This is a genomic window from Psychrobacter sp. CX90 (assembly GCF_057396305.2).
In genome coordinates this window covers 3,106,763-3,128,509 of record NZ_CM182008.1, presented here as the reverse complement: position 1 = coordinate 3,128,509, position 21,747 = coordinate 3,106,763, and the positions used below count along the sequence as shown (strand labels likewise).

Below are 21,747 nucleotides of genomic sequence, written 5' to 3'. Positions count from 1 at the left end.
GCTCGCTTATATACCTTTACTATTGACTAACAAAGGCCGTTCTATCTATACTCTTTATAGTAAGTAGCTAATAGTGCGTAGATAGTCTTCTGCATTAATCAGTTTGACAATTTTTTGATAAATTCTGAATGATTGATCTTGTTCAATTAGCTTATATTCAACATTGGCAATGAATTGTCTGATATCACCAAGTCGACATTCATTAATCATTAAGGCACATTTAGCCGTAATCATACCTTCAGCTTCGTCAACGACTAAGCGAGAAGGAAGACGAACCGTACCACTGGTCGTTGATGCTGAAATGGATTCGCCACTTTTTAAGCGTGCCACACGCATACGCCGCATTGCCGCATTGTCGTAAGCAAAGTTAAGCTGGTTCTTATAATCATCATTTTCTAAGTCAATGGGAACAATATACATCCCCTCGTCTTCCCAAAGTGTGAGCCACTGCTCATAATTCATTGAGTCCAATAAATCATTTTCATAATCAATGAATACTGAGACTTTATTATGCAAATCGTAATTCATTTCTATTCTCCTTGCTCAGCAGCCAGCATCATTTTTTCCCATTGGCGGTATGCCGCTTTCATACCCACTTCAGAGCACACTGAACTATAGGTGTTACCAAGCTCATTTTTTTGAGCGATGCCTTGCCCTCGGTTGACAAGAATCCACTCTCTATTTCCACTCCTCGAACCTTTTTGTACACGCTCCCAAGCCTCTGAGTCATCAGGTGTTCCAAAACCCATCGGTCCTTGAAAATGTTCATGTAAACGCATGCGTTTCTGATTAAATACATCAGGTGCACCATCGCCTCCGATAGCCACATGATGTATTTCTGTTTCGTTCGCTGAAATAGGTGCTAACACTCTAAAAAATGCCATTGAACAAGCAACATTAGGAAAAAGATTAAGATTGAAGCCTGAGCCATGCGCAGCGCGTACGAGTCTTCGAACTTCCTCATCACTTTTACCTTCTGCTATAAGCGCATCTGCTAAATCTTGAAAACGCTCTGGAATAGGGGCATCAAGGTTTTCTTCTAAATCAACCAATTCAGGAATCATTACCATGACACTATGGCCATTGCCTAGATCTTCGACAAATCCATCGCCATCTAAAAAGTCGAATATCTCAGCAGTATCGCCATCGAGAGAAGAAATAAACGATTTATGTATGATAGGAAAGTGATAAGCATCGGTTGTATTTTCGAGTTGAATCTTCCAGTTGCCTGGGAACCGAAAACGATGCGCCCCTAATGTTTTGATGGGGTAACCACCTCCTTGTTTCATAAATAAGTCCATCCACTTTTTAGCGCCACCAAGAAAATCTTCTAATGGTTCAATATCATCTCTAAAAGTGGCAAATAACATACCCTGATAAGATTCCATTCTAAGCTTAATGAGTGGTAGCTCTTCTTTATCTATCACACCTTCATAAGGGTCAGGATTTGGGATTGCTCTTAAAGAGCCATCTTGGCCGTAGCCCCAGCCGTGATATGGGCACACAAAACTTCTCGTATTGCCTTTATTTTTTTCACAAATAGTCGCACCCCGATGACGGCAACGGTTGACCAACACATGGATGTTCATCTTACGGTCACGTGATACGATAACCGAGTGCTTGCCCATGCGAGCCGTCTTATAATCCCCTTTATTAGGAATTTCACTTTCATGTCCAACCCATACCCATGTATTATTGAAAATGGCATCCATTTCTGCATCAAACAGTTGCTCGTCGGTATACATTTCTGATAAAACTTTATTGCCATCTTCTGAAACATACTGATTGATTGGTATTTTTTTCACAGCTGACATAATAACTTCTCCTTGTAATAGGCGTCTTGATACGTCTAAATCCCTCTAAAAACCCTTTGCACGGTTTTAGTTAACCTAACGCATATTGGCACTTATTGGCACTTATTGGCGCTCATTAGCGCTTATTGGGTGTTGGTAACTCTTTATTAACATCCCATGCCGTCTCTATAGGTCGATTAAAGATACTTTCGGTTTGGAAATGTTGAATTTTCCACTGTGCTCCTTCAAGAACAAACTCAACTGAGAGTTTCGCACTACTCAATTGTGATTTACCTGAGTGAAATGTTGCTGTCTGCAACAATAACCAAGTACCTCTAGCCACTGTATCCTTTACTGTAGTGAGCTCATTGGTTAAGTAGTGCGAATTCAAAGCAAAGTGTGCAGGCGGTAACGTGTATTTTTCAAACATTTTAGCGATGCTCTCTTTTCCTTTATAAGCTCCAAATGTGTTCTTGTAACGTTTACCAACACCTTCCCAAACCGCATCTTGAGTAAACAAATCCATGAGTAAATTTAGATCAAATCCCTCATCGAGTACATCGCATAATGCCATATAGCGGTGCATGCAGGCTCTCACTTCTTTTTCCTGCTCTAATGCCCACACTCGCCTACTTAGACTTGCTACTGTTTCTCTAGCTACTGTCTCTTTAGCCATAACACTACCCCAATCAATGCGTTATTCTGGTACAACCAGTTCTCTACCAATGCGCGCTTCGACTTTGCAATACTTCCAAAGTTTGTATGTACCATCACCAACAGGGATGGTTCTAAAGAAATTACAAGACTCTATAACCGTTTCGAGATCTGGCACATCTGCCATAATATAGGCTGTCCATGGCGACTCAGTTGAAGGACCAACTTGAATACGGTCATCATCCATAATGCCCAAAATATTAACACCTGGTAGCTCATCAATACTTTTCATCATCTGACTAAATGCCTGCCAAACCTCCCCCATGACCTCTGAAGTTGCATCCATAAAATTTTGATTAACACCAATACAGAATAAAACGCGGTGTGAGTTTAATTTTTCCATGACTAAATCCTTTTTAAGTAGTTTCATTAAATGAACAAATAAAATCGTCAATCTCTACTGTTTGCAATTACAAATAACCGGGGTACGGTTTGTGACCAAACGCCATTGCCCCAGCATTCCTAAAGGTAATCTCGCCCATAAACGCATGTTGAGAAACAAGGGAGGCATTCCTCAAAATTCGTGTCATAGGATGGGTATTTTGGGCACTAGTCATGCCCATTAATTTATACACTTGACGTATGGCTTCTACACACTCATGCGTTAAATGTGAACTGGATAAACGCAGCATACTAATTTGCTCATCACTGGGTTTTCCGTTTTCTAAAACAGCTTGCCAAGCATCATCAGTGGCTTGATAAAAAAAGGCTTTACTTGATTTAACTTTGGCTTGCATCTTTCCGATAGCTATTTGCACATACTCACGCTCGCCAATATTAGGAGCGCCCGTAACTGACTTGCGTCCTTCGGCCTCATTCAAGATGATATTTAACGCTTCACGCGCTAGTCCAAGCGAGGTAACAGCCAGTACTTGAGTCGCTAATGCTAAAGAAGGGTAATTAAATAACGGTTCAGTTAGGGTAAGCTTTCCGCCACGCTCAAATGTCCACTCCTCTTTAACATTCACATGATCAATCACAATATCGTGACTTCCTGTGGCTCTCATGCCAATCATGTCCCAAGTTTCATCGATCTCGGTCTGATCAACCGGTAGAACTGCCATTCTAGGTAATGCACCGTCATCGTCAGGCTTAATTCCCACGCCAATTAACGATGCCCCCATGCAACCACTAGCAAATTTCCAGCGACCATTTACCATATAGCCATCTTCCGTCTTTTGTGCTGGCATGACAGGAAATACCGCCCCTGCAAACACCACATCAGGCGTATCAGCCCAAACTTTCTCAATGGTTTCAAGTGGTAAACCGCCCAAGTAAAAAGGACTCATCCCAAAGCTGGCAACCCAGCCAGCGGAACCATCGGCCATAGAAATGGTTTCAATCAATTGGAGAAAGTCGGTTGGGCTACGCTCATCGCCACCAAATCGCTTAGGTACAAAAGCACGATACACACCGATTTCTTTAAACTTTTCTATGACGTCCTGATCAATATGACCTTGATTGTCAAAATCTGTCGCTCTAGCTCTAATATCAATGAGTAAATCATTCAGCTTTGAATGCTCAATCAAAGGGGCTAAATTTGTCATATAAAATCCTTTTTTTATTTATAATGTTGGGTGCTACATAAGCGATTTGGCAATACGCTCACTTATGGCACATAAAAACGCATCGTCGTTTTTACGACCAACTAACTGCAAACCAACAGGTAATTCTAATTGAGAGGAGCAAGGTATAGAGATGGCAGGATGCCCCGACAAATTAAACGGGCGAACCAATTTAGAAATAGTGACATCTGTCTTGCCTGCTAATGCTTCTTCAAGGGTCATTGGAAAGTGAGGTAAAGTAGGTAGGGCAAGCACCCGTGTCTTTTCTAAAGCTTGATCAACCTGCTTGGTAAAAGCAGTACGGACACTTTCAGCATCAGCAACCTCGGCATCCGTCGTATGGCTGGCTTTTTCAAGACGTTTAGCCACATCATCGCCCAACTTTCCAGTTGCAAAGAAATCTGCACAGGCAAGCCATGTTTCTCGATTAATGATTGTGAGTCCAGCTTGAAAAGCGTCATCCATCAGAGGAAGTTCTACTTTAACCTGTTCAATGAATGAAAAGTCTGACAACGTTTTTTGAGTAATGTCGAGAATATCGCTATTTGATTCGACAGTTATCCAGCCTACTGTTAAATTGCTTTCCTTTGCAATTTCTTGACGAGCACTTGTCGCATCAAAATCAGCACAGATTGCTTGCATGACTTTCGTGATAAACTCAGGTGTTCTTGCAAACACACCGACGCAATCTAAAGAGGTGTTAGGGGGCCAGACGCCTTCTCGACTCACTAGCCCAAACGTGGGTTTAAATCCATAAATACCACAACATGCGGCGGGTAGGCGCACCGAGCCTCCTGTGTCTGTACCCATAGCAACATCGGCTTGATTACCTGCCACAGCAGTTGCAGACCCAGATGAAGAGCCACCAGGAATCAAATTCGGATATAATGGGTTAACAGGTGTGTCAAACACTTGGTTGATGCCTGTCATTCCAAATGCCAATTCATGCATAACCGTTTTTCCGCAAATGGAAAATTCGCTTTGCTTGAGGTATTTAGTGACCGTTGCATCGTATTGGGCAGGTCGTTGATCAAGGCATGCACGACTGCCTAGTTGCGTAGGAATACCAGCCACATCAATACTGTCTTTGATGGCGACAGTCGGCTGATCTGTCCCTGTTGTTAGGGTTTTAACGACAAAACTATCCATGTCTGGGTACCTTAATAGGGTGCCTAAAAATTCGTCCTTGTAGAAAAGTATCGTCAAATTTAGTTGAAATGTCAAATAGTTTTAGACTTTTATTTAAGGTTTTCTTCAAACACAGCTAAAAACAATCATCTAAAGAGTTCTTATATGAATCAAAATAAACCAGAGTATTTCCCTAATAATCCACATTTTGACTACTTGAAGTTTCCTTTTTACTGGATTGCGCAGGTAGAATCTTTATATACTCAAGAAATGGAAAAAACACTTAAAACGATGGGAATGGATGCATCACGTTGGCGGGTTGGTCTTTTACTTCATGTGCATGATGAACTGACTATTTCTCAAATTTCACAGAATGCTCTGATGAAAATTTCAACCATTACAAAGATTGTTCAACGCATGGAAAAAGAAAGTCTGGTTACTGTTTACAAGCATGAAAGTGATGGCAGAGTGAGATTGGTCAGATTGACTGAGCAGGGGAAGTCGTACGTAAACTCAATTATTAAAACGACGGCGCCTATGTTTGAAAATGTCTTTAGTAACTTCAGTAAAGATGAGATTGAAACCTTTGTTCAACTGAGCAAAAGATTATTTGATAATCTTGAAAATAATGTAAATCTCTTTACGGTACACAACCAATAATTAACGACACCATTTATTTTCTTAAATAGTAAGTTTAAATAAGACAACACCATCAAAATTGACTTAGATCGAAGTCTTACTAATTCTTATTCTTTTATTAACATACAAAAAACACTGAGCCCTGATTAATACAGGGCTTAGTGTTTTATTACAATAAATGATGACATGAATTTAATTTAAGACTTACATTTTAATTTAAGACTGACATGCCTTACTTACTTCTTTAGCTTTGGCATAGACACCTTGAGCATCTAGTCCTGACGCTTCAACTTGCGCTAGATACTTCTGTGTACCCTTTTCTAAGGGAATCTTCCAATCTGGGTCATTCAAAGGATCAGGAATCTCAATCATAATATCCCCTTTTGCAATAGCACCCGCCATTACTTTAGCAGCTTGGTTATCAAACACCTTACCGGCTATATCTGCCATCATTCTACCTGAGTTGTTATCTATAACTTTTTTAAGATCATCCGGCAAACTCTCATACTTATCTTTATTCATTGTGACGTGTAATGCTGAGCTATAAAAAGGCATAATCGTATGTGTATTTACCAGCTCATTAAGTCTGAATGATCCTGTAGGACTCCATGGAAAACTCATTCCATCTATCACACCACGTTCTAAAGAACTATATAAATCAGGTGCGGGAAGACCGACTGGTGAACCCCCTGCTGCTTCAATGATATCACCTGCAATAGCAGATGGGCGACGTATACGTAATCCCTTCATATCTTCTGGTTTACGAATGGGTTTGTCTATAGTATGCAATACACCAGGCTCAGCACCAATCATAAATAAAACATGCGTATCCTCATACTCACTTGATATAACACCTTCATCATAAAGGGTTTGCAACATACAACTCATCTGAGTTGCTGAGTTTGATAATCCAGGTAGCTCAGCAATTTGAGTAAGCGGGAATCTGCCATTCATATAACCTTGAACTTGCATACCAATATCAATCACACCTTTTGAAGTTGCATCGTAAGTCCCTTGAGGCTTACTTAATGTGCTAGATGGATATATTTCTATTTTCAACCTACCATTTGACTCTTCTGCAATTTTACGCGCCCAAGGCTCAAATGTTTCAGTATGCATTGCAGCCGTAGATGGCCACAAATGTGAAAAACGTAAGGTTACAACGTCTTTTGATTCAGAGATTGACGTGGTGTCTTTAGAATTTTCAGCGTCCGCAGAGGTAATATTTTCTTTTGAACAGGCAGTCAAACTCAAAATGCCTGTTAAAGCCATTACTAGTGCTATGTTTTTATTCATCACAGAATCCTTTCTTGATGGTTTAAAATATGAGGGTGTACAGGGGTGGAACTAATAAAGTTATCAGATTATAAAACTCCATAATTGTTAATAACTCATTAATTAGGAGTGTTTAAAAAGACAATATTTAATAAGGATAGTTTTATAACAAATCCAGCATAATTACTTTACTTTTCAACTAAATTTAGCAGTCGTAACTAGATATGTCAACAAATATAAGGTTTTTTTAAGACAACACAATTTATTGTCCATTGATAGAAAGGACAAGGACAAAGACAAAGTTACAGATAATATAGTTAAAGAAATTTAACATCGATACAAGCCAACCGAGTCAAAGCACTATAATTGTAGGCGACACATCGCTAACACCGTAGCGATTTATAAGTTCGCTGACCATAAGCGTTTAACCATAAGGCTTAAACCATATACTATAGATAATAAAAAAGGCCGTCGTTACTTCTCATGTTCAAAGAAGCAACAACGACCTTAAAGCTAACCATTAACTATAGTCAAAGAAGTCTAAAATGGTTACAAGGCAACCGAGTGCAAGTACTACTGGAGTAGGCTTAACGAGGTTAACGCCGTAACCGTTTAGTAGTTCTCTGACTATAATAGCTTATACAAGCGACACTATAATGGGCTTAGTTGTCAGACTATGTCATTATAACAATATGTAAATTATAATTCGTTAGTCAGTCAACTTTTGACCACTATTGTTTATGGTTACTATTATTTAAATACCTTTAAGCGTTTTTCTAAAGGCTCGAATTCTTTCTCGCCGGCTGGCTGTTCGATACCACCAAACACCATTTGTGCCACAAGATGCCATTTTGAATCAATATTCCAAGTGCTAGCAACTTGAGCATCAATTAATGGGTTATAGTGCTGCAAGTTAGCACCAATATTCAAAGTAGCAAGCGCTGTCCAAATAACATACTGATGCATCGCATTAGTATGATGAGACCACTCTGGGAATTTATTGGCATATAAAGCAAAGTTATTTTGTAAATACTCTACAACATTTTGATCTTCAAAGAAAAGTATGGTTCCCGCACCCGCTTTAAAGCCTTCTAGCTTTTGCTTAGTACCTTCAAACTGTTCATCATCAGCAACCACTTTGCGTAGCTCATCTTCGGTTATTTGCCAAAGCTTTTTATGATCTTCACCAAATAGTACAACAATGCGAGTGGACTGCGAGTTAAATGCAGATGGTGTATGTAATATTGCGTGCTCAACAAGCTTGACCACCTCTTCTTTGGCAACAGGAAGTTGGTCATTTAAGGCATAGATTGAACGACGCGCTTCAGCAGCATTTTGTAGAGTTTTTAAGTCAGACATAATTATTCTCCGTTTATTTTTCATGGTAATAGCTTAAATAAGCTAATTTTTAATAAAGTTGAAAGATTCAGGTATTATAAAACTTATTCCTTAAATCCTTCAGGTAAAGGTGGCGCAGGTAATCTATGTAAGTCAGAGTCCACGTCACCGAAGCGTGGATGATGGTTGTTCCAATCAATGATAGATTGCTCTATCTCAGCTTTACTATCAGCGACAAAGTTCCACCATAATAAAACCTTATTGTTTAGAGGTTCGCCACCAATAAACATGATGCGAGTGCCTTTGTCCGCTTTGATTGTAATGCTGTTGGTTTTCTCAACATCGCTGTTGTCAAAGTAAACCATTTCATTTTGTTTGTACAGCTCACCGCCAAAAACAATCTCGCCCTTGACCACTAACATGCCATACTCTGAACCACTCTCAGTAGTCAATGTGACTTCATTATCCTCAACAAAATTAACATCTAGCCCTATTAACTTTGAGTATTGTTTTGTTGGCGCCTTGTAAGTTTGTCCTAAGACCGTCGTATAGCGTCCTGTGGTTAACACAAACTTAGTACTACCCTCCTGCCAGCTCGGCAATTCTGGATAATGATCGAATGCAGGTTCAATCTCTTTATCCGTAGGCAGGGCGATCCACAGCTGTACCATATTGATACGGCGGTCATCTTCATTAGCAACGCTTTTACTGGAAAATACACTTTGCTCAGTGTGGCTAATGCCTCTGGTTAAACCTGTTCCAGCAGTCATTAAGTTGACTTTGTTTGCAGTGATGATCTGTTCATTACCTAGACTGTCTTTATGTAAAATCTCGCCTTCAATCATCCAAGTAAACGTTTGCAAGTTTGTATGTGGATGACGACCGACCTGCATGCCTTCATCGCCTTCATTAAAAGTAGAGGGTCCCGCATGATCCAAAAAGCACCAAGCACCAATGGTTTTTATTCTTTTATTAGGTAAGGCACGCGCAATAGGTACACCACCCACATCTTTAGCCCTAGGTTCTAATCTTGTTATGTCCATCAATTGCCTCACTAAATGTTCAATGAATTAGGTTTTATCAGTCTTATAGATACAAAGCAGTGTTACCTACTTTACATTTTTATAGTTATTAAAGCTGGTACTGAAGTTTAGCTTAAATACCAGCTTAGTAGATTATCTTTTATTACATAAGTAATTTACACATAAGCACTTTAGGAAGGTACTTTACATAAGTACTTTACTTTACATAGATACTTTAGATAAGTACTTTACATAACTAATTTACAATTTACATAGGTACTTCCATTAATAGCACTCTCGAGTCTTCAAGTGCTTCAACATCAAATGAGTCAACCTCTTCAATACCCATGCCATCACGAGTCTCTAAGGTCACATCATCAATCTTAACCTTACCCTCGATAACAAAGGCATACACGCCATTCTTTTTGTTTTTCAACTCATAAGAGGCGGTTGCCCCTTTATCTAAATTGCCCATATGAAACCAAGCATCTTGATGAATCCATACGCCAGCATCATCAGGATTTGGCGACAAGATTTGACCGAACTCATTTGGCGTTAGCATATCAGCAATTTTTAATTGTTGATAGCGTGGCTCTACCCCTTGTTTATTTGGCATGACCCAAATTTGGAAAAATTTAACAGGCTCGTCAGCATTGCCATTCATCTCACTGTGCGCAATACCTGTACCAGCAGACATGACCTGTATTTCGCCACTTTCAATAACGCCATTCGTGCCAATGGTATCTTTATGAGCCAATCTACCAGATGTTGGAATAGAAATAATTTCCATATCACGGTGTGGATGCGTGCCGAAACCTTTACCACCTTCTACATGGTCATCATTAATCACACGTAGAGCACCAAATCCCATACGTTCTGGGTTATAGTAATTAGCAAAGCTAAAAGTATGTTTGCTTTTTAGCCAACCATGATCAGCATTTCCACGAGAGTCAGCAGCATGATAAATTGTTTTCATAATAAGTCCTTAATAGTTTGTGTGTGTTGCAAACAAGTTCAAATGATGCTCGCTTGTTTGTTTCAATGTCACTATTATAGTTGTTGATCGATATAAGATAAATAACTATAAAATCAAATCATAGTTCTCTAAAGTAGAACAAAATGCCTATAATAGAGTGTATTCAGTCAGGTAATTCATATAGCGATATACGTTTAAATAGACTAAAATTTAAATTGACACAATCAAAGGAGAATAAAAATGCCTAACAATGAGCCATTAACCTATGAGGTTATTGATAATAAAGAAGCAAAGCGCTTTGAGATCCATGTCGATGGTAAAGTAGCATTCGAAGATTATGATTTCTTTGAGACCAGCGAAGGCGAAAAAGGCATTGCTTACTTACATACCGAAGTGCCAAAAGAGCTGGGTGGCAGAGGCATCGCAGGCTATTTAGTAAAATATATATTAGATGATGCGTCTCGTAAAAATCTAAGAGTAAAACCAATCTGTCCTTATGTTAAAGCTTATATCGACAAGCACCCTGAGTATCAAGATAACTCGGTTTTCCATAATGCAAAACCATAACTATAAAGCTTAACCTGATATAAGGTAAAACAATAAGCCAATAGTGCCTACTCTATTCAGCATTAGTGATTTAGATACTCACTTGCTTTTCTCTGATATGAAGGAGATAAAAAAGGGAGAGATATGCTGCGTACCTCTCCTTTTATAACTACTTATAACTACCTTTTGGTTTTAATTGCTCTTTATAGTCTAAAAATTTCACAAGCTGACCTCCATGCACCCATACATGCAATAGTAGTAAGTGGATGTTGAATTATAGCTATGTGTAAAGCCACTATTTATAAGTTAGCTGTATATAGGTTAGCTGTCTTGATTTAGCTTAGCCCGCGCGCTTGGCTTATTTAATATTTTTATTTTTTAATATTTTTATTTTTCTGAGGCGAATTCAGTAAATGCCTCAATAAACTTCTGCAAAAATTCTTGGGTACGTTCGATAACATTGCCCTCATCATCTAAGCTATCAGTCGCATGACTTAAAAACATTTCAGGATTAATCATCATTTGCACAGATAGGTGTTGCATACTTTTACGCACATCCAGCCCACTATTAATACCACCATAGCTACTTGGCGACGCAGTAACAACGGCGACCTTCTTGTTTGCCCAAACACTCTGTTTGAAGGGTCTAGAACCAATATCAATCACATTCTTAAGAGCGGCTGGCATGGTACGATTATGCTCTGGCGTGACAATGAGAATAGCATCTGCTTGCTTTATGTCATGACGCACCCGCTCATAACTTTCAATCGTTAGACCATCATAATCCTGATTGTAAAGAGGGAGATCTGAGATTTTAATTTCTCGTACGGTAATATTGTCCGGTAGCTGTGAGACAATAAATTCTGCAAACTTCCTATTAATAGAATCTGTTCTTAAGCTGCCAATAATTAGGCCTACATTAACAACTTTATTATTATTCACTGCATTAGTATTTACGCCATTATTCATAATTGACCCCTGTACAATGTTATTCATTTAATTAGAAGGTACACAATAACTTAGGAGATACACAATAACTCGATCTTATGGATTCGATTTTAAAAATAAAAAAGCAACTGGTATTGATGATAATGCTTCCTGAACAAAAGGTACAGTCAGCAAATTCATCATTACCAGTCGCTCAAGTTTTAAATTATGCGCAATGCCTATGAATAATACCAAAAATACGATAGGTTATGCGACATAGCATGTTGTGACTATATTAATTTATTGTTTTCACGGTCATCAATCGCATAGGCGCCAGCACCGTGAACAAATAACATTAAAAAGCCACCCGCAATTGCGATATTTTTCATGAACATTGTCATCTGCATTTGGTCACTAAAGTCAGAGTGGAAAATCACAGCAGAAACAATATTAAAACCGACCATCAACAGTGCCACTAAACGGGTTTTGAAACCAAGAAGAATGGCAAAACCACCTAGTATTTCAAAGGCAATAACTAAAGGTAGTAGCATGCCTGGCACACCCATAGCTTCCATATAGCCTTGTGTCGCTGCATAGCCTGATATTTTGTTAAAACCTGACAAAATAAAAATAGCAGATAGAAAAAGACGACCAAGTGGTGCGCTGATCTCTTGTAATTTATTCATAATGGCTCTCCGATATACATTTATTTGATTAAAATTGGCTTGATTGAATTATCATATCTATATTATGAGTGGTTAACTCTCAATTACGTGCATATTGTATGCGTTGACTAAAATTAAATAAACCCTAATAATTACAAATGAGTGTTCCTATATTTAGAACAATTATTTGCAAAGGTTATTAGGAAAAATTTCGATAAATCACAAAGAGGCTTAACTATGGGACAGCTTGAAGATATGGAAATGTTCATACGTATTGTTGATGCAGGCAGTATAACACGGGCATCAGAACAACTTAATATCGTCAAGTCTGCGGTCAGTCGGCGCTTAAAAGAGCTAGAAGAAACTTTGGGCGTTCAACTTCTTACTAGAACCACAAGACAATCTAACTTAACAGAAGCTGGCGAGTATTATTATCATAGAGCACAGAATATCTTGGATGAAGTAAAGGCGCTGAATGAGCGTACCAGTGGGTCAAAAACCAGCATTGGCGGTACGCTTAAAGTATCTGCACCCCTCTCGTTTGGGCTGATGCATTTTGCGCATATTATTGATGAGTTTGCCAGTAAGCATCCAAATATCAATTTTGAACTGGATTTCTCAGACAGAAAGGTTGATTTGATCGAAGAGGGGTTTGAGCTTGCCATTCGTATTGGAAACTTGCGAGACTCATCACATCAAGCCAAACGCTTGACCCCAATAAGGTTTGCTCTTTGTGCCAGCCCAGATTATTTAGCTGAAAAAGGCATACCCAAAACGATTGAGGATTTAGAAGCTCACGATTTTTTACAATACGGTTTAGATAGAAATATAAATCTAGAATTGACCGATAAAGAGGGTGTTATACACAAGTTACCTGTTAGCTCTAAAATAAAGTCCACAAACGGGGAGTTTTTGATTGATATGGCAATAAAAAACCATGGCATTACATTTTTACCCACTTTTATTTCATACAATGCGCTAAAGAGTGGAAAACTTGTTTCGCTCTTAACAGACTATCAACTACCCAGTTTAACTGCTTATGCCGTCTACCCTAAAAATCGTTTTTTATCTCAGCGCTGCCGGTACTTTATTGACCATCTCAGTACATGCTTTAGTCATGAACCCTATTGGGAGGCTGATCTATAGCCTGTTATGGAAACATTCTATATACCGATCATTTAATGCCATAAATACATTCATATTGGAATAAAGCTTATATGTCATCAACGTCATCTACTCAATTCACTAAAGAGATCTGTGCTAGAGACCCACATGAGCCAAATCGCACGTCAACAACACTTGAGCTCTTCTTTGACTTAGTTTATGTTATAGCGGTCTCTGCAGCAGCAAAAGGCTTTTACAACCAATTAAGTGAACATGATATCACAGGCTTTATTACGTTTACTTTGGCGTTTTTTATCCTATGGAATGCCTGGACCAGCTTTACATGGTTTGGATCAGGTTATGACCCAGACGATACCAACTATCGAATCTCTGTTTTATTTCAGATGTTAGGCTCATTAATGATTGCCTCTAACATCAATCAGTTTTTTGACAGCGGCTTAACTTGGGTAGGTGTCGTTGGCTACGCTATTATGCGGCTTGCCAGCTGTAGCCAGTGGTGGCGTGTTTATCAACATGTGCCGGATCACAAAAGCGTGGCTGGGCGTAGCATTATCGGACTCTTAGTACTGCAATGTATGTGGATAAGCTGGTTGTTTTTACCCTCTTCTATACAAACGCCTGCTCTATTTACATTTATTGTGGCTGAGCTGATTATGCCCATATGGGCACGCTCAGAGCAGTTTAATAACTGGCACCCCGAGCATCTGGCAGAACGTTATGGTCTACTGACTATCATCGTTTTGGGCGAAGGTATGGTCGGTGTTAGTACGACCATGCAACATTTTATCACTCAGCCTACTTATCATACTGGATCGATCTTTCTATTGTGTGCCTTCCTAATATCGCTGTTGTTTTTTTCGTGGTGGCTATATTTCAATATTCCCTTTAATGAGATCTTAGTGAGGGAGCATCGTCGTCATAACTTAATCTTATTTGGTTACGGTCATTTCTTTATCTTTGCTTCTTTGGCAGGTCTAGGCGCCTCTTTAAATCTTGTGCCTAATGCCATTGCTCGTGCTTCAGATAACATTGCTCATAATGTATCGTCTATCTATGCCATTTGTATGATCTTGCTACAGCTGTTGGCTTTTTTAAGCATATTAACCTTAATGCGTAAAACGATGTGTCATCAATCTACTCATAATATGGCAGCGCTAACCACCGCTATTTCTATCATAGCCATTAGTATATTTATCGTGTATCTTGGCTTACCGATACTCTATGGCATAGGCGTCAGTGTTTTGGCGCCCGTATCAATGATTGCTTGGTTTAGGAGAGATACTAGAAATACTGACGATCACTTTGAGCGAGCTTGATTAAGGGACTTATGTGCTAAATTAGGGTTAAGATGAACTGACTGTTTGATTAATCCTTTGTGTTATCAAATAAGTTTTCGATAGGTTTATTGTGAACTTTTGAGCTATTAAATAGCCTTTTCTTTTCATCATTAAGCTCTTCCACCCAGAAGTTAATATTAAACTGTGCGTCATCACTTAGCTCGACACGGTGCCAGTATTGTGGTGGGCTGGTAGCGAATTGTCCTGCTTCGATCACAACCTTCTTCTCAGGTTCAGTAGCCGTTTCATCGGCAAAGCCATAAAAAGTAACCACTCCTTGCATCACACAAATCTGACCAAAGACACCTTCGGCAGTATTGTGATGCGTTAGCAATGCCTGAGGCACATTTTCTTTAGTAAAAAATGGTGTTGAACGTTTTATTTTCCAGTGGCTGGGTATAATCGTGTGATTCATATTGTAGCTCCTATCTTTTATTGATCCAGCCTTTGTCAAAGTGCTTAACGGTCTTCATTATGACGCTTTACCTTTTCAGAGCTGGCGTCATAAATCGCATTCAGCTCTTGTTCCGATAGCAACGCTTCCACTAATGGAAACAGTTCTCGTTCTTCAAAACGAATATGATCATATAGCGCCGTACCCAGCTCACGAACTTGATCCACACCAATACTGGGCAACTCTATTAACTCATATAACTTTTTGTGCTGTGATTCGATTTTATCAATTACGTCCGCAACGTTAGAATGTGTTTGTTTATAATTTTCTAGTTTAGATACCATCAAATCATCTTCAACTGCAAAATGATTGATCATATTCTGATTAATATAATGGGTTAATGCCTTCCAATGTTCAGCAATCTCCTTGACATCGTTAGAGCACTCTTTTGCGTGCCTTGATAGCACCAAACCTAAATGATGCTCTCTTGATAAAGGCTGAAGTTGATCAACTCGCTTCAAAACGGATACCTTTTATATGGATTATTTGGGCCCCAAAGCGCCCTGTTGATAGATTATCTAACAAATTAAAACGGGTACATGGCAAACACGCGAAGACCTTACAAATAGTACGTTGAACAAATCTAAAGGCCTAACCATTTGATACATCACAGACCATAGCAAATCAGCCTCTAAATATATTTTCTTGAGCCAGCTCCATCTGTATACCGTCAATATCTGCTTTATCAGCTAACGTATATAAGTAATCACATAAAGCATGATGAAAAGCTTGTTGCGCTAATTTATTGGCAATGGCAGGTTTGGCTTGTAAATAGTCGAGCTGTATACCTGCTTGCTTATCCAAAACATCAACGATATGAAATCCATAGCGTGTTTCAACAGGGCTAGGTGCTAGCCCTTGCTCCATATTGAATATTGCACTTTCAAACTCAGGCACGGTTTGCCCTGCGTTCAATACCCCTAGTTCTCCGCCTTGCTCTTTTGACGGGCAAGCAGAGTACTGACGAGCCAGTTCAATGAAATCTGCATCTGGATTACTGCTGTTACCTATCTTCTCAATAAGTTCATAAGCCAGTTTTTTAAACTGCAGTCTCGCCTCGCCATCTTCAGGCAGACATGCCAGCAAGATATGGCGTACAGACACCAGTGGTGCGGTTTTATAATCATCTTTATTCTGCTTGTAATAGCGCTCACATGTATCAGAATCTGGTGTTGTTGCGACCACGTTTTTTTCAATTAAGTCGCAAATCGCCTGCTCTTCATTTTCATGCCAAGCCTGCTCGCCAAGCGCTTCATCTTCAAATACTGCCAGTCTTAATAACTCCCTTACTACCAAGGCTTGTGCTGCTAAAAACAAAGCATCTTCTTTAGTCGGTGCAGGATGATACTGTAGTTCTTGCGCAATGGCTTCTTTATCAATCTCAATACCATTGACATAGATAGTAGGCAATTCTTCACGACTTGAGGCGATTAAATGACTGTGATTGCTACGCTCTTCAAGCATCGCTTTTTCGATAAACGCTTGTTCAGAATGCGGTTTTTTCAAATCATCTGACGTTGGCATAATACGAATATTATCATCTGCAGCGTGTTTCGGGTCATAGGTCGTAACAGTCATGTGGTACTCCGTTTAATCATTAGTCTCCCTATAGATTTCAATTAGTAATACTCCATTTTAATGACGTATTTAAAAACTGAATAAACTCTATAAAGGTACCGCTAAACACTAGCGGTAAGGTTGCGTATTATATTAACCAGCATTCAAGCTCTTTTTTGGACCAAAAGGCTCGTAGTGAATGTTATCCCCACTGTGTTCTAGAGATATTAACCCATCTATCATGCTGTCCATAAAGGCCATAGAACCACAAACATAAACATCAGCTGGGTTTGGCAATGTATTTAGCCAAGACTCATTAAGAATTTGGTTGTTTTCAGAGTAGAAATAATGCTTGTCTGTGTGTGACCCTTTTATTAACACATTTTCCACTTGTTTAAAAAATGCATGGTGTTCCAAGTTTTGACACGCATAAGCCCAAATAATTGGACGCTCAGAGTTTTCCCGAACCTGTGTTTCAAGCATCGACAATACAGGAGTAACCCCAACGCCTGCGCTAATCAACACTAAAGGTATTTCGTTTTGATTGATTAACGCTGGATTTAGTTTAAAGTCGCCTGCAGGTGCAGATAATAAAATGGTGTCTCCTACCTCTACTTTATCGTGTAAGTAATTTGAGACCAAACCTCGGTGTGCATTACGATTATCACGGCGAACTGCAAATTTAATCCCCTCGCTCGCATCTGTCGAGTAAAGCGAATAATGTCTTAATGCAATATGATCACTGTCTTCTGGGTCAGTTTTAACAGTGATGTACTGACCTGCGCTGAGCTTAAGATTATTTAACTTAATCGATTCAGCATCTATAGGCTGTACTGTAAAGGCGGCGATATCGCTACCTGTGATTTCTCTTTTAACCACTTTAAATTCAGCAAAACCTTGCCACATTGCTTCATCATACATTTGTTTTTCAACACTGATAAAGACGTTAGCAATCTCATCGTACGCCTCTGCCCAAGCATTAATGATGTCATCTGTCGCTGCATCGCCGAGCACTTCTTTAATACCGCCTAACAGGTGCTTGCCAACTATGGGGTAATGCTCAGGTTTAATTTGTAGTGCACGGTGCTTATGACTAATCTGCATGACCTGTGGTAATAGCACCTCAAGATTCTCAAGATGCTTGGCAGCGGCCAACACTGTGGTTGCTAAAGCGGTCTGCTGACGTCCAAGCTTTTGGTTAGTTTCATTAAAAATATCCAGTAGCTCTGGATGCTCAGCAAACATGTTTTTATAAAATACAGTGGTTATCTCTGTACCGTGTTTTTCAAGCACAGGAACAGTTTGTTTGACAACGTCTAATGTTTCGGGAGACGCCATAGCCATATCCTTAATGATTGTTTATCAATAGCCTGCAAACAGCCCATTGAATATGAACTGGTGCAATCATGCGTTGATGGGTTCAATATATAGTCTGTACTACGATGGAGGTTATTTTATCATAACATTCATTTAAAATACATGTTATAAACCTATCCCACCAACACAATCATGTATCACTTTGGTAAAACAATCTATTGAGACTGTTTTTGTCTGACAATTTGATAGCGGCGACCTAAATACCACACTGGTGCACTAATGATATGAATCAAGCGAGTAAAAGGGAAAATCATAATCAGTGTAATACCCAACGCCATATGCAATTGATAAATCAGATCTGCTTGCTCAATGCGTGCTGCTGCATGCCATGGCCTTAAGATAGTGATATCCTGAGCCCAACCCGCAAGGTTCATCATGGTTAATCCATCTAAATGCTGCATTGATGTAAAGATAGAAATTAAGCCTAGGTTTAATTGAATAAATAATAAAATCAGCACCAGCTTATCCGAAAATGATGAGGTATTTGAAATACGATCGTCGGTAAAACGGCGCCACATCAGCATAACCATACCTAGCCAGCAGACAACACCTGCTACTCCACCAACCACAACGGCTAATATTTGTTTACGAGCTGCACTTATAAAGGGTTCATAGATGAAATGTGGAGTCAGCATACCTACTAAATGACCCAGTAATACCACAATGATACCGACGTGAAATAAATTACTGGCTAAACGCATGTTTTTCTTACGTAGCATTTGTGAAGAATGCGCCTTCCACGAGTACTGTGATAAATCAAAACGCGCCCATGTGCCTACGAGGGCAACCACCAAAGCGATATAGGGATAGATACCAAATAAAAAAATTTGTATCCAGCTCAAGTTGGCTAAAGACTGTACACCAGGATCTGCAATATTCATGACGACTCTCTCCTTAAAGCTGTTTGACTGGCTTTGGCTGGTTAAAATCTACCCAGTGCACCGGGGCATCCACTTGCTTTGGCGGCACAACCGAACGATCAATCGCGACGCCCTTAGCTAAGTTCTGAGTATTTGAAGGGCAACGCTCTTCTTGTTCTGCGCCTAAAAAGTCGACCACTTCCTCTTCCCATTCTTTATCGAGCGCTTCAAAAGTATCATCACGTTGCTCTTTGTCAATTTGCTCTTGAAGCTCTTCAACAACATTGAGTGGTTTGCCCGCAATTTGTAATAAGGCATTGAAACATCCTTCATACAAACTATTTCTGTCTTTAAGTCTAGCAGCGAGTAGTGCAATAATATGGCTGACATCAGCGATATCCATGCGTACTTGAATGTCATCGCCAGTAACCGCTGCTTGGTATGCCAAAAACTCTAAATACATAGGTAGGTAGTCTGGCAACTCTTTTAAACCAATCTCAAAACCTGCTTGCTGATATTGCTCCATTAAGTCCACCATGGCTTGACCACGATCACGCGATTCACCATGTACGTGCTCAAACAACCAAAGTGATAACGAACGACCTCTCTCGAATAGTCCATCGTATCTTGCTTGTGCTTCCAAAGGTCCGACTTCTATCATTTCATCAATAAGTGCCGAAATTTGCGAACGTACATCTGGGCTAATCAGTGCTGAGGCGCTAACAACATCTTTAGACATCGCTAGCGTTTCGCCTTCAAACATCTCATTACTCGGATAGTCAATTAACACGCTAAGTACTTTCAGAATTTTCATATCTGACTGATCAATGATCGGCATTGCTGACTCATCTACTTCTGTTGCTCTGCTTTGGATTACGGTTGTCATGCTACACCTCCCACTTTTGTACAGTGTCAATAAAGTCACGACGCGTGGCTTTTTTCTGTCCAAACATGCTGACATCATTGCTACCTGAGCCAGAACACCCTTCACCAAAGGTAAAACCACAACCATTTCGCTCAGCGAACGCATCACTCATCGCTTCTTCACGGTGCGCGGTTGGAATAACAAAACGGTCTTCATAATTAGCAATCGCTAAGTAACGATACATCTCTTCTACTTGTAATTTAGTTAAACCAACGTCATCTAAAATGCTTTGCACTTCTTGCTTTTCGACCAATTGCATGCGCTTGTAGCTACGCATTGCCAATAAACGTTTCAATGCCATACGCACAGGTTCTTCATCGCCTGCAGTTAGCATATTGGCTAAATACCGAAGCGGAATACGCAAGCTGTCGACATCTGGGATGAGTCCATCCATACCCACCTTGCCAGCTTCAGCAGCATTTTGAATAGGCGATAAGGGGGGCACATACCAAACCATAGGAAGCGTGCGATATTCTGGGTGTAAAGGTAAGGCTAATTTCCAGTCCATTGCCAGCTTATAAACAGGCGACTTTTGGGCTGAATCAATAACTGATTGCGGTACGCCATCTTTAAGGGCTTGGGCAATAACAGCTGGGTCATTCGGATCCAAGAATACATCGAGTTGCGCTTGATATAAGTCTTGCTCGTTTGGTGTACTCGCGGCCTCAGCGATTTTGTCAGCATCATATAACAGCACACCAAGGTAGCGAATACGACCGACACACGTTTCTGAACAAACGGTTGGCATGCCCGCTTCAATACGGGGATAACAGAAGATACATTTTTCTGATTTTCCCGATTTCCAGTTGTAATAAATCTTTTTGTATGGACAACCAGAAATACACATGCGCCAGCCACGGCACTTATCTTGGTCGATGAGTACAATGCCATCTTCTTCACGCTTATAAATGGCGCCACTGGGGCAAGAGGCGACACAGGTTGGGTTTAAGCAGTGCTCACACAAGCGTGGCAAATACATCATGAACGTATTTTCATATTCGCCATAAATATCAGCTTGTACGTTGTCAAAGTTTTTGTCACGGCGACGTTTCTCAAACTCCGAACCTAAGATTTCTTCCCAGTTAGGCCCCCACTCGATTTTTTGCATACGCTTGCCCGTAATGGCAGAGCGTGGGCGGGCTATCGGCTGATGATTGCTAATCGGTGCGGTATGCAAATGTTGATAATCAAAGTCAAAAGGTTCGTAATAGTCATCAATCTCTGGCAAATCAGGGTTAGCAAAAATATTTGCCAATATGCGAAACTTACCGCCAATACGTGGGTTAATGGTACCGTTGGCATTACGGATCCAACCCCCATTCCATTTGTTTTGGTCTTCCCAGTGTTTGGGATATCCAATACCTGGTTTTGACTCAACGTTATTAAACCAAGCGTATTCCATGCCTTCACGGCTGGTCCAAACGTTTTTACAGGTAACTGAGCAGGTGTGACAACCGATACATTTATCGAGGTTTAGCACCATGCCTACTTGCGATCTAATTTTCATGGGTGTGTGCTCCAAAT

23 protein-coding genes are annotated in these 21,747 nt (G+C 39.9%); 4 read left to right on the top strand and 19 right to left on the bottom strand.

What is annotated here, in order from left to right; translation table 11 throughout:
- Positions 1-54 precede the first annotated feature (54 nt).
- From AC2SLN_RS12555 to AC2SLN_RS12530, 6 genes are all read right to left on the bottom strand, one after another.
- Positions 55-528 (bottom strand): aromatic-ring-hydroxylating dioxygenase subunit beta, encoded by a 474-nt coding sequence (locus AC2SLN_RS12555; protein WP_486530512.1) that lies wholly within the window; start codon positions 526-528, stop codon positions 55-57.
- Positions 529-530: 2 nt separating this feature from the next.
- Complete coding sequence (locus tag AC2SLN_RS12550; protein ID WP_486549749.1) at positions 531-1,814, bottom strand: aromatic ring-hydroxylating oxygenase subunit alpha; 1,284 nt, start codon at positions 1,812-1,814, stop codon at positions 531-533.
- Positions 1,815-1,929: 115 nt separating this feature from the next.
- The gene (locus tag AC2SLN_RS12545; RefSeq protein WP_486549751.1) at positions 1,930-2,469 is read right to left on the bottom strand and encodes a nuclear transport factor 2 family protein; all 540 of its coding nucleotides are present in this window, start codon (positions 2,467-2,469) and stop codon (positions 1,930-1,932) included.
- A 21-nt stretch (positions 2,470-2,490) separates the two neighbouring features.
- Complete coding sequence (locus AC2SLN_RS12540) at positions 2,491-2,850, bottom strand: IacB protein (protein ID WP_486549753.1); 360 nt, start codon at positions 2,848-2,850, stop codon at positions 2,491-2,493.
- A 67-nt stretch (positions 2,851-2,917) separates the two neighbouring features.
- Positions 2,918-4,054 (bottom strand): acyl-CoA dehydrogenase family protein, encoded by a 1,137-nt coding sequence (locus AC2SLN_RS12535; RefSeq protein ID WP_486549755.1) that lies wholly within the window; start codon positions 4,052-4,054, stop codon positions 2,918-2,920.
- Positions 4,055-4,087: 33 nt separating this feature from the next.
- Positions 4,088-5,221 (bottom strand): amidase, encoded by a 1,134-nt coding sequence (locus AC2SLN_RS12530; RefSeq protein WP_486549757.1) that lies wholly within the window; start codon positions 5,219-5,221, stop codon positions 4,088-4,090.
- 144 nt (positions 5,222-5,365) lie between these two features.
- Between AC2SLN_RS12530 and AC2SLN_RS12525 the strand changes: the two genes are divergently transcribed.
- Complete coding sequence (locus AC2SLN_RS12525) at positions 5,366-5,860, top strand: MarR family winged helix-turn-helix transcriptional regulator (RefSeq protein ID WP_486549758.1); 495 nt, start codon at positions 5,366-5,368, stop codon at positions 5,858-5,860.
- 195 nt (positions 5,861-6,055) lie between these two features.
- Here the strand turns inward: AC2SLN_RS12525 and AC2SLN_RS12520 are convergent, their stop codons facing one another.
- From AC2SLN_RS12520 to AC2SLN_RS12505, 4 genes are all read right to left on the bottom strand, one after another.
- On the bottom strand, positions 6,056-7,135 hold the full coding sequence (locus AC2SLN_RS12520; RefSeq protein WP_486549759.1) for a TRAP transporter substrate-binding protein: 1,080 nt from the start codon (positions 7,133-7,135) through the stop codon (positions 6,056-6,058).
- A 729-nt stretch (positions 7,136-7,864) separates the two neighbouring features.
- Positions 7,865-8,473, bottom strand: coding sequence for a nitroreductase family protein (locus tag AC2SLN_RS12515; protein WP_486530521.1), 609 nt, complete (start codon positions 8,471-8,473; stop codon positions 7,865-7,867).
- Positions 8,474-8,556: 83 nt separating this feature from the next.
- Positions 8,557-9,495 (bottom strand): pirin family protein, encoded by a 939-nt coding sequence (locus tag AC2SLN_RS12510; RefSeq protein WP_486549761.1) that lies wholly within the window; start codon positions 9,493-9,495, stop codon positions 8,557-8,559.
- Positions 9,496-9,742: 247 nt separating this feature from the next.
- Positions 9,743-10,450 carry a pirin family protein gene (locus AC2SLN_RS12505; RefSeq protein WP_486549763.1) on the bottom strand — a complete coding sequence of 236 codons (708 nt, stop codon included), beginning with the start codon at positions 10,448-10,450 and terminating at the stop codon, positions 9,743-9,745.
- A gap of 240 nt (positions 10,451-10,690) precedes the next feature.
- On the opposite strand from AC2SLN_RS12505, the gene AC2SLN_RS12500 reads away from it, so the two are divergent.
- Entirely contained in the window at positions 10,691-11,017 is a 327-nt protein-coding gene (locus AC2SLN_RS12500; protein WP_486549765.1) for a GNAT family N-acetyltransferase, read from the top strand.
- 366 nt (positions 11,018-11,383) lie between these two features.
- Here the strand turns inward: AC2SLN_RS12500 and AC2SLN_RS12495 are convergent, their stop codons facing one another.
- Both AC2SLN_RS12495 and AC2SLN_RS12490 read right to left on the bottom strand, forming a co-directional pair.
- The gene (locus AC2SLN_RS12495; protein WP_486549767.1) at positions 11,384-11,965 is read right to left on the bottom strand and encodes an NADPH-dependent FMN reductase; all 582 of its coding nucleotides are present in this window, start codon (positions 11,963-11,965) and stop codon (positions 11,384-11,386) included.
- Between the two features lie 248 nt (positions 11,966-12,213).
- Positions 12,214-12,609 (bottom strand): DoxX family protein, encoded by a 396-nt coding sequence (locus tag AC2SLN_RS12490; RefSeq protein WP_486530526.1) that lies wholly within the window; start codon positions 12,607-12,609, stop codon positions 12,214-12,216.
- 216 nt (positions 12,610-12,825) lie between these two features.
- Between AC2SLN_RS12490 and AC2SLN_RS12485 the strand changes: the two genes are divergently transcribed.
- Both AC2SLN_RS12485 and AC2SLN_RS12480 read left to right on the top strand, forming a co-directional pair.
- Positions 12,826-13,734 carry a LysR family transcriptional regulator gene (locus AC2SLN_RS12485; RefSeq protein ID WP_486549769.1) on the top strand — a complete coding sequence of 303 codons (909 nt, stop codon included), beginning with the start codon at positions 12,826-12,828 and terminating at the stop codon, positions 13,732-13,734.
- A gap of 71 nt (positions 13,735-13,805) precedes the next feature.
- Entirely contained in the window at positions 13,806-15,029 is a 1,224-nt protein-coding gene (locus AC2SLN_RS12480) for a low temperature requirement protein A (RefSeq protein WP_486549771.1), read from the top strand.
- A 49-nt stretch (positions 15,030-15,078) separates the two neighbouring features.
- On the opposite strand, the gene AC2SLN_RS12475 is transcribed toward AC2SLN_RS12480, so the two are convergent.
- The 7 genes from AC2SLN_RS12475 to narH form a co-directional block, all read right to left on the bottom strand.
- Entirely contained in the window at positions 15,079-15,465 is a 387-nt protein-coding gene (locus AC2SLN_RS12475) for a TehB family protein (RefSeq protein WP_486549773.1), read from the bottom strand.
- A 44-nt stretch (positions 15,466-15,509) separates the two neighbouring features.
- On the bottom strand, positions 15,510-15,965 hold the full coding sequence (locus AC2SLN_RS12470) for a hemerythrin domain-containing protein (RefSeq protein WP_486549775.1): 456 nt from the start codon (positions 15,963-15,965) through the stop codon (positions 15,510-15,512).
- A 163-nt stretch (positions 15,966-16,128) separates the two neighbouring features.
- Positions 16,129-17,082: a peptidylprolyl isomerase gene (locus AC2SLN_RS12465; protein WP_486549777.1), complete on the bottom strand. Its 954-nt coding sequence runs from the start codon at positions 17,080-17,082 to the stop codon at positions 16,129-16,131.
- A gap of 132 nt (positions 17,083-17,214) precedes the next feature.
- Complete coding sequence (locus tag AC2SLN_RS12460; RefSeq protein ID WP_486549779.1) at positions 17,215-18,399, bottom strand: globin domain-containing protein; 1,185 nt, start codon at positions 18,397-18,399, stop codon at positions 17,215-17,217.
- Between the two features lie 194 nt (positions 18,400-18,593).
- On the bottom strand, positions 18,594-19,319 hold the full coding sequence (gene narI, locus AC2SLN_RS12455) for a respiratory nitrate reductase subunit gamma (RefSeq protein ID WP_486549781.1): 726 nt from the start codon (positions 19,317-19,319) through the stop codon (positions 18,594-18,596).
- A gap of 13 nt (positions 19,320-19,332) precedes the next feature.
- A complete protein-coding gene (gene narJ, locus AC2SLN_RS12450; protein ID WP_486549783.1) occupies positions 19,333-20,184 on the bottom strand; it encodes a nitrate reductase molybdenum cofactor assembly chaperone in 852 nt (283 codons plus the stop codon).
- A 1-nt stretch (position 20,185) separates the two neighbouring features.
- Positions 20,186-21,730, bottom strand: coding sequence for a nitrate reductase subunit beta (gene narH / locus AC2SLN_RS12445; RefSeq protein WP_486549785.1), 1,545 nt, complete (start codon positions 21,728-21,730; stop codon positions 20,186-20,188).
- Between the last annotated feature and the right edge of the window lie 17 nt (positions 21,731-21,747).

Bases quoted from the DNA above. Each gene is read 5' to 3' on its own strand.
- AC2SLN_RS12465 (WP_486549777.1), bottom strand. From the start codon at position 17,082: ATGACTGTTACGACCTATGACCCGAAACACGCTGCAGATGATAATATT.
- AC2SLN_RS12500 (WP_486549765.1), top strand. From the start codon at position 10,691: ATGCCTAACAATGAGCCATTAACCTATGAGGTTATTGATAATAAAGAA.
- AC2SLN_RS12530 (WP_486549757.1), bottom strand. From the start codon at position 5,221: ATGGATAGTTTTGTCGTTAAAACCCTAACAACAGGGACAGATCAGCCG.
- narI (WP_486549781.1), bottom strand. From the start codon at position 19,319: ATGAATATTGCAGATCCTGGTGTACAGTCTTTAGCCAACTTGAGCTGG.
- AC2SLN_RS12540 (WP_486549753.1), bottom strand. From the start codon at position 2,850: ATGGAAAAATTAAACTCACACCGCGTTTTATTCTGTATTGGTGTTAAT.
- AC2SLN_RS12525 (WP_486549758.1), top strand. From the start codon at position 5,366: ATGAATCAAAATAAACCAGAGTATTTCCCTAATAATCCACATTTTGAC.
- AC2SLN_RS12490 (WP_486530526.1), bottom strand. From the start codon at position 12,609: ATGAATAAATTACAAGAGATCAGCGCACCACTTGGTCGTCTTTTTCTA.
- AC2SLN_RS12505 (WP_486549763.1), bottom strand. From the start codon at position 10,450: ATGAAAACAATTTATCATGCTGCTGACTCTCGTGGAAATGCTGATCAT.
- narJ (WP_486549783.1), bottom strand. From the start codon at position 20,184: ATGACAACCGTAATCCAAAGCAGAGCAACAGAAGTAGATGAGTCAGCA.
- AC2SLN_RS12510 (WP_486549761.1), bottom strand. From the start codon at position 9,495: ATGGACATAACAAGATTAGAACCTAGGGCTAAAGATGTGGGTGGTGTA.
- AC2SLN_RS12480 (WP_486549771.1), top strand. From the start codon at position 13,806: ATGTCATCAACGTCATCTACTCAATTCACTAAAGAGATCTGTGCTAGA.
- AC2SLN_RS12515 (WP_486530521.1), bottom strand. From the start codon at position 8,473: ATGTCTGACTTAAAAACTCTACAAAATGCTGCTGAAGCGCGTCGTTCA.
- narH (WP_486549785.1), bottom strand. From the start codon at position 21,730: ATGAAAATTAGATCGCAAGTAGGCATGGTGCTAAACCTCGATAAATGT.
- AC2SLN_RS12550 (WP_486549749.1), bottom strand. From the start codon at position 1,814: ATGTCAGCTGTGAAAAAAATACCAATCAATCAGTATGTTTCAGAAGAT.
- AC2SLN_RS12555 (WP_486530512.1), bottom strand. From the start codon at position 528: ATGAATTACGATTTGCATAATAAAGTCTCAGTATTCATTGATTATGAA.
- AC2SLN_RS12520 (WP_486549759.1), bottom strand. From the start codon at position 7,135: ATGAATAAAAACATAGCACTAGTAATGGCTTTAACAGGCATTTTGAGT.
- AC2SLN_RS12545 (WP_486549751.1), bottom strand. From the start codon at position 2,469: ATGGCTAAAGAGACAGTAGCTAGAGAAACAGTAGCAAGTCTAAGTAGG.
- AC2SLN_RS12495 (WP_486549767.1), bottom strand. From the start codon at position 11,965: ATGAATAATGGCGTAAATACTAATGCAGTGAATAATAATAAAGTTGTT.
- AC2SLN_RS12460 (WP_486549779.1), bottom strand. From the start codon at position 18,399: ATGGCGTCTCCCGAAACATTAGACGTTGTCAAACAAACTGTTCCTGTG.
- AC2SLN_RS12475 (WP_486549773.1), bottom strand. From the start codon at position 15,465: ATGAATCACACGATTATACCCAGCCACTGGAAAATAAAACGTTCAACA.
- AC2SLN_RS12535 (WP_486549755.1), bottom strand. From the start codon at position 4,054: ATGACAAATTTAGCCCCTTTGATTGAGCATTCAAAGCTGAATGATTTA.
- AC2SLN_RS12485 (WP_486549769.1), top strand. From the start codon at position 12,826: ATGGGACAGCTTGAAGATATGGAAATGTTCATACGTATTGTTGATGCA.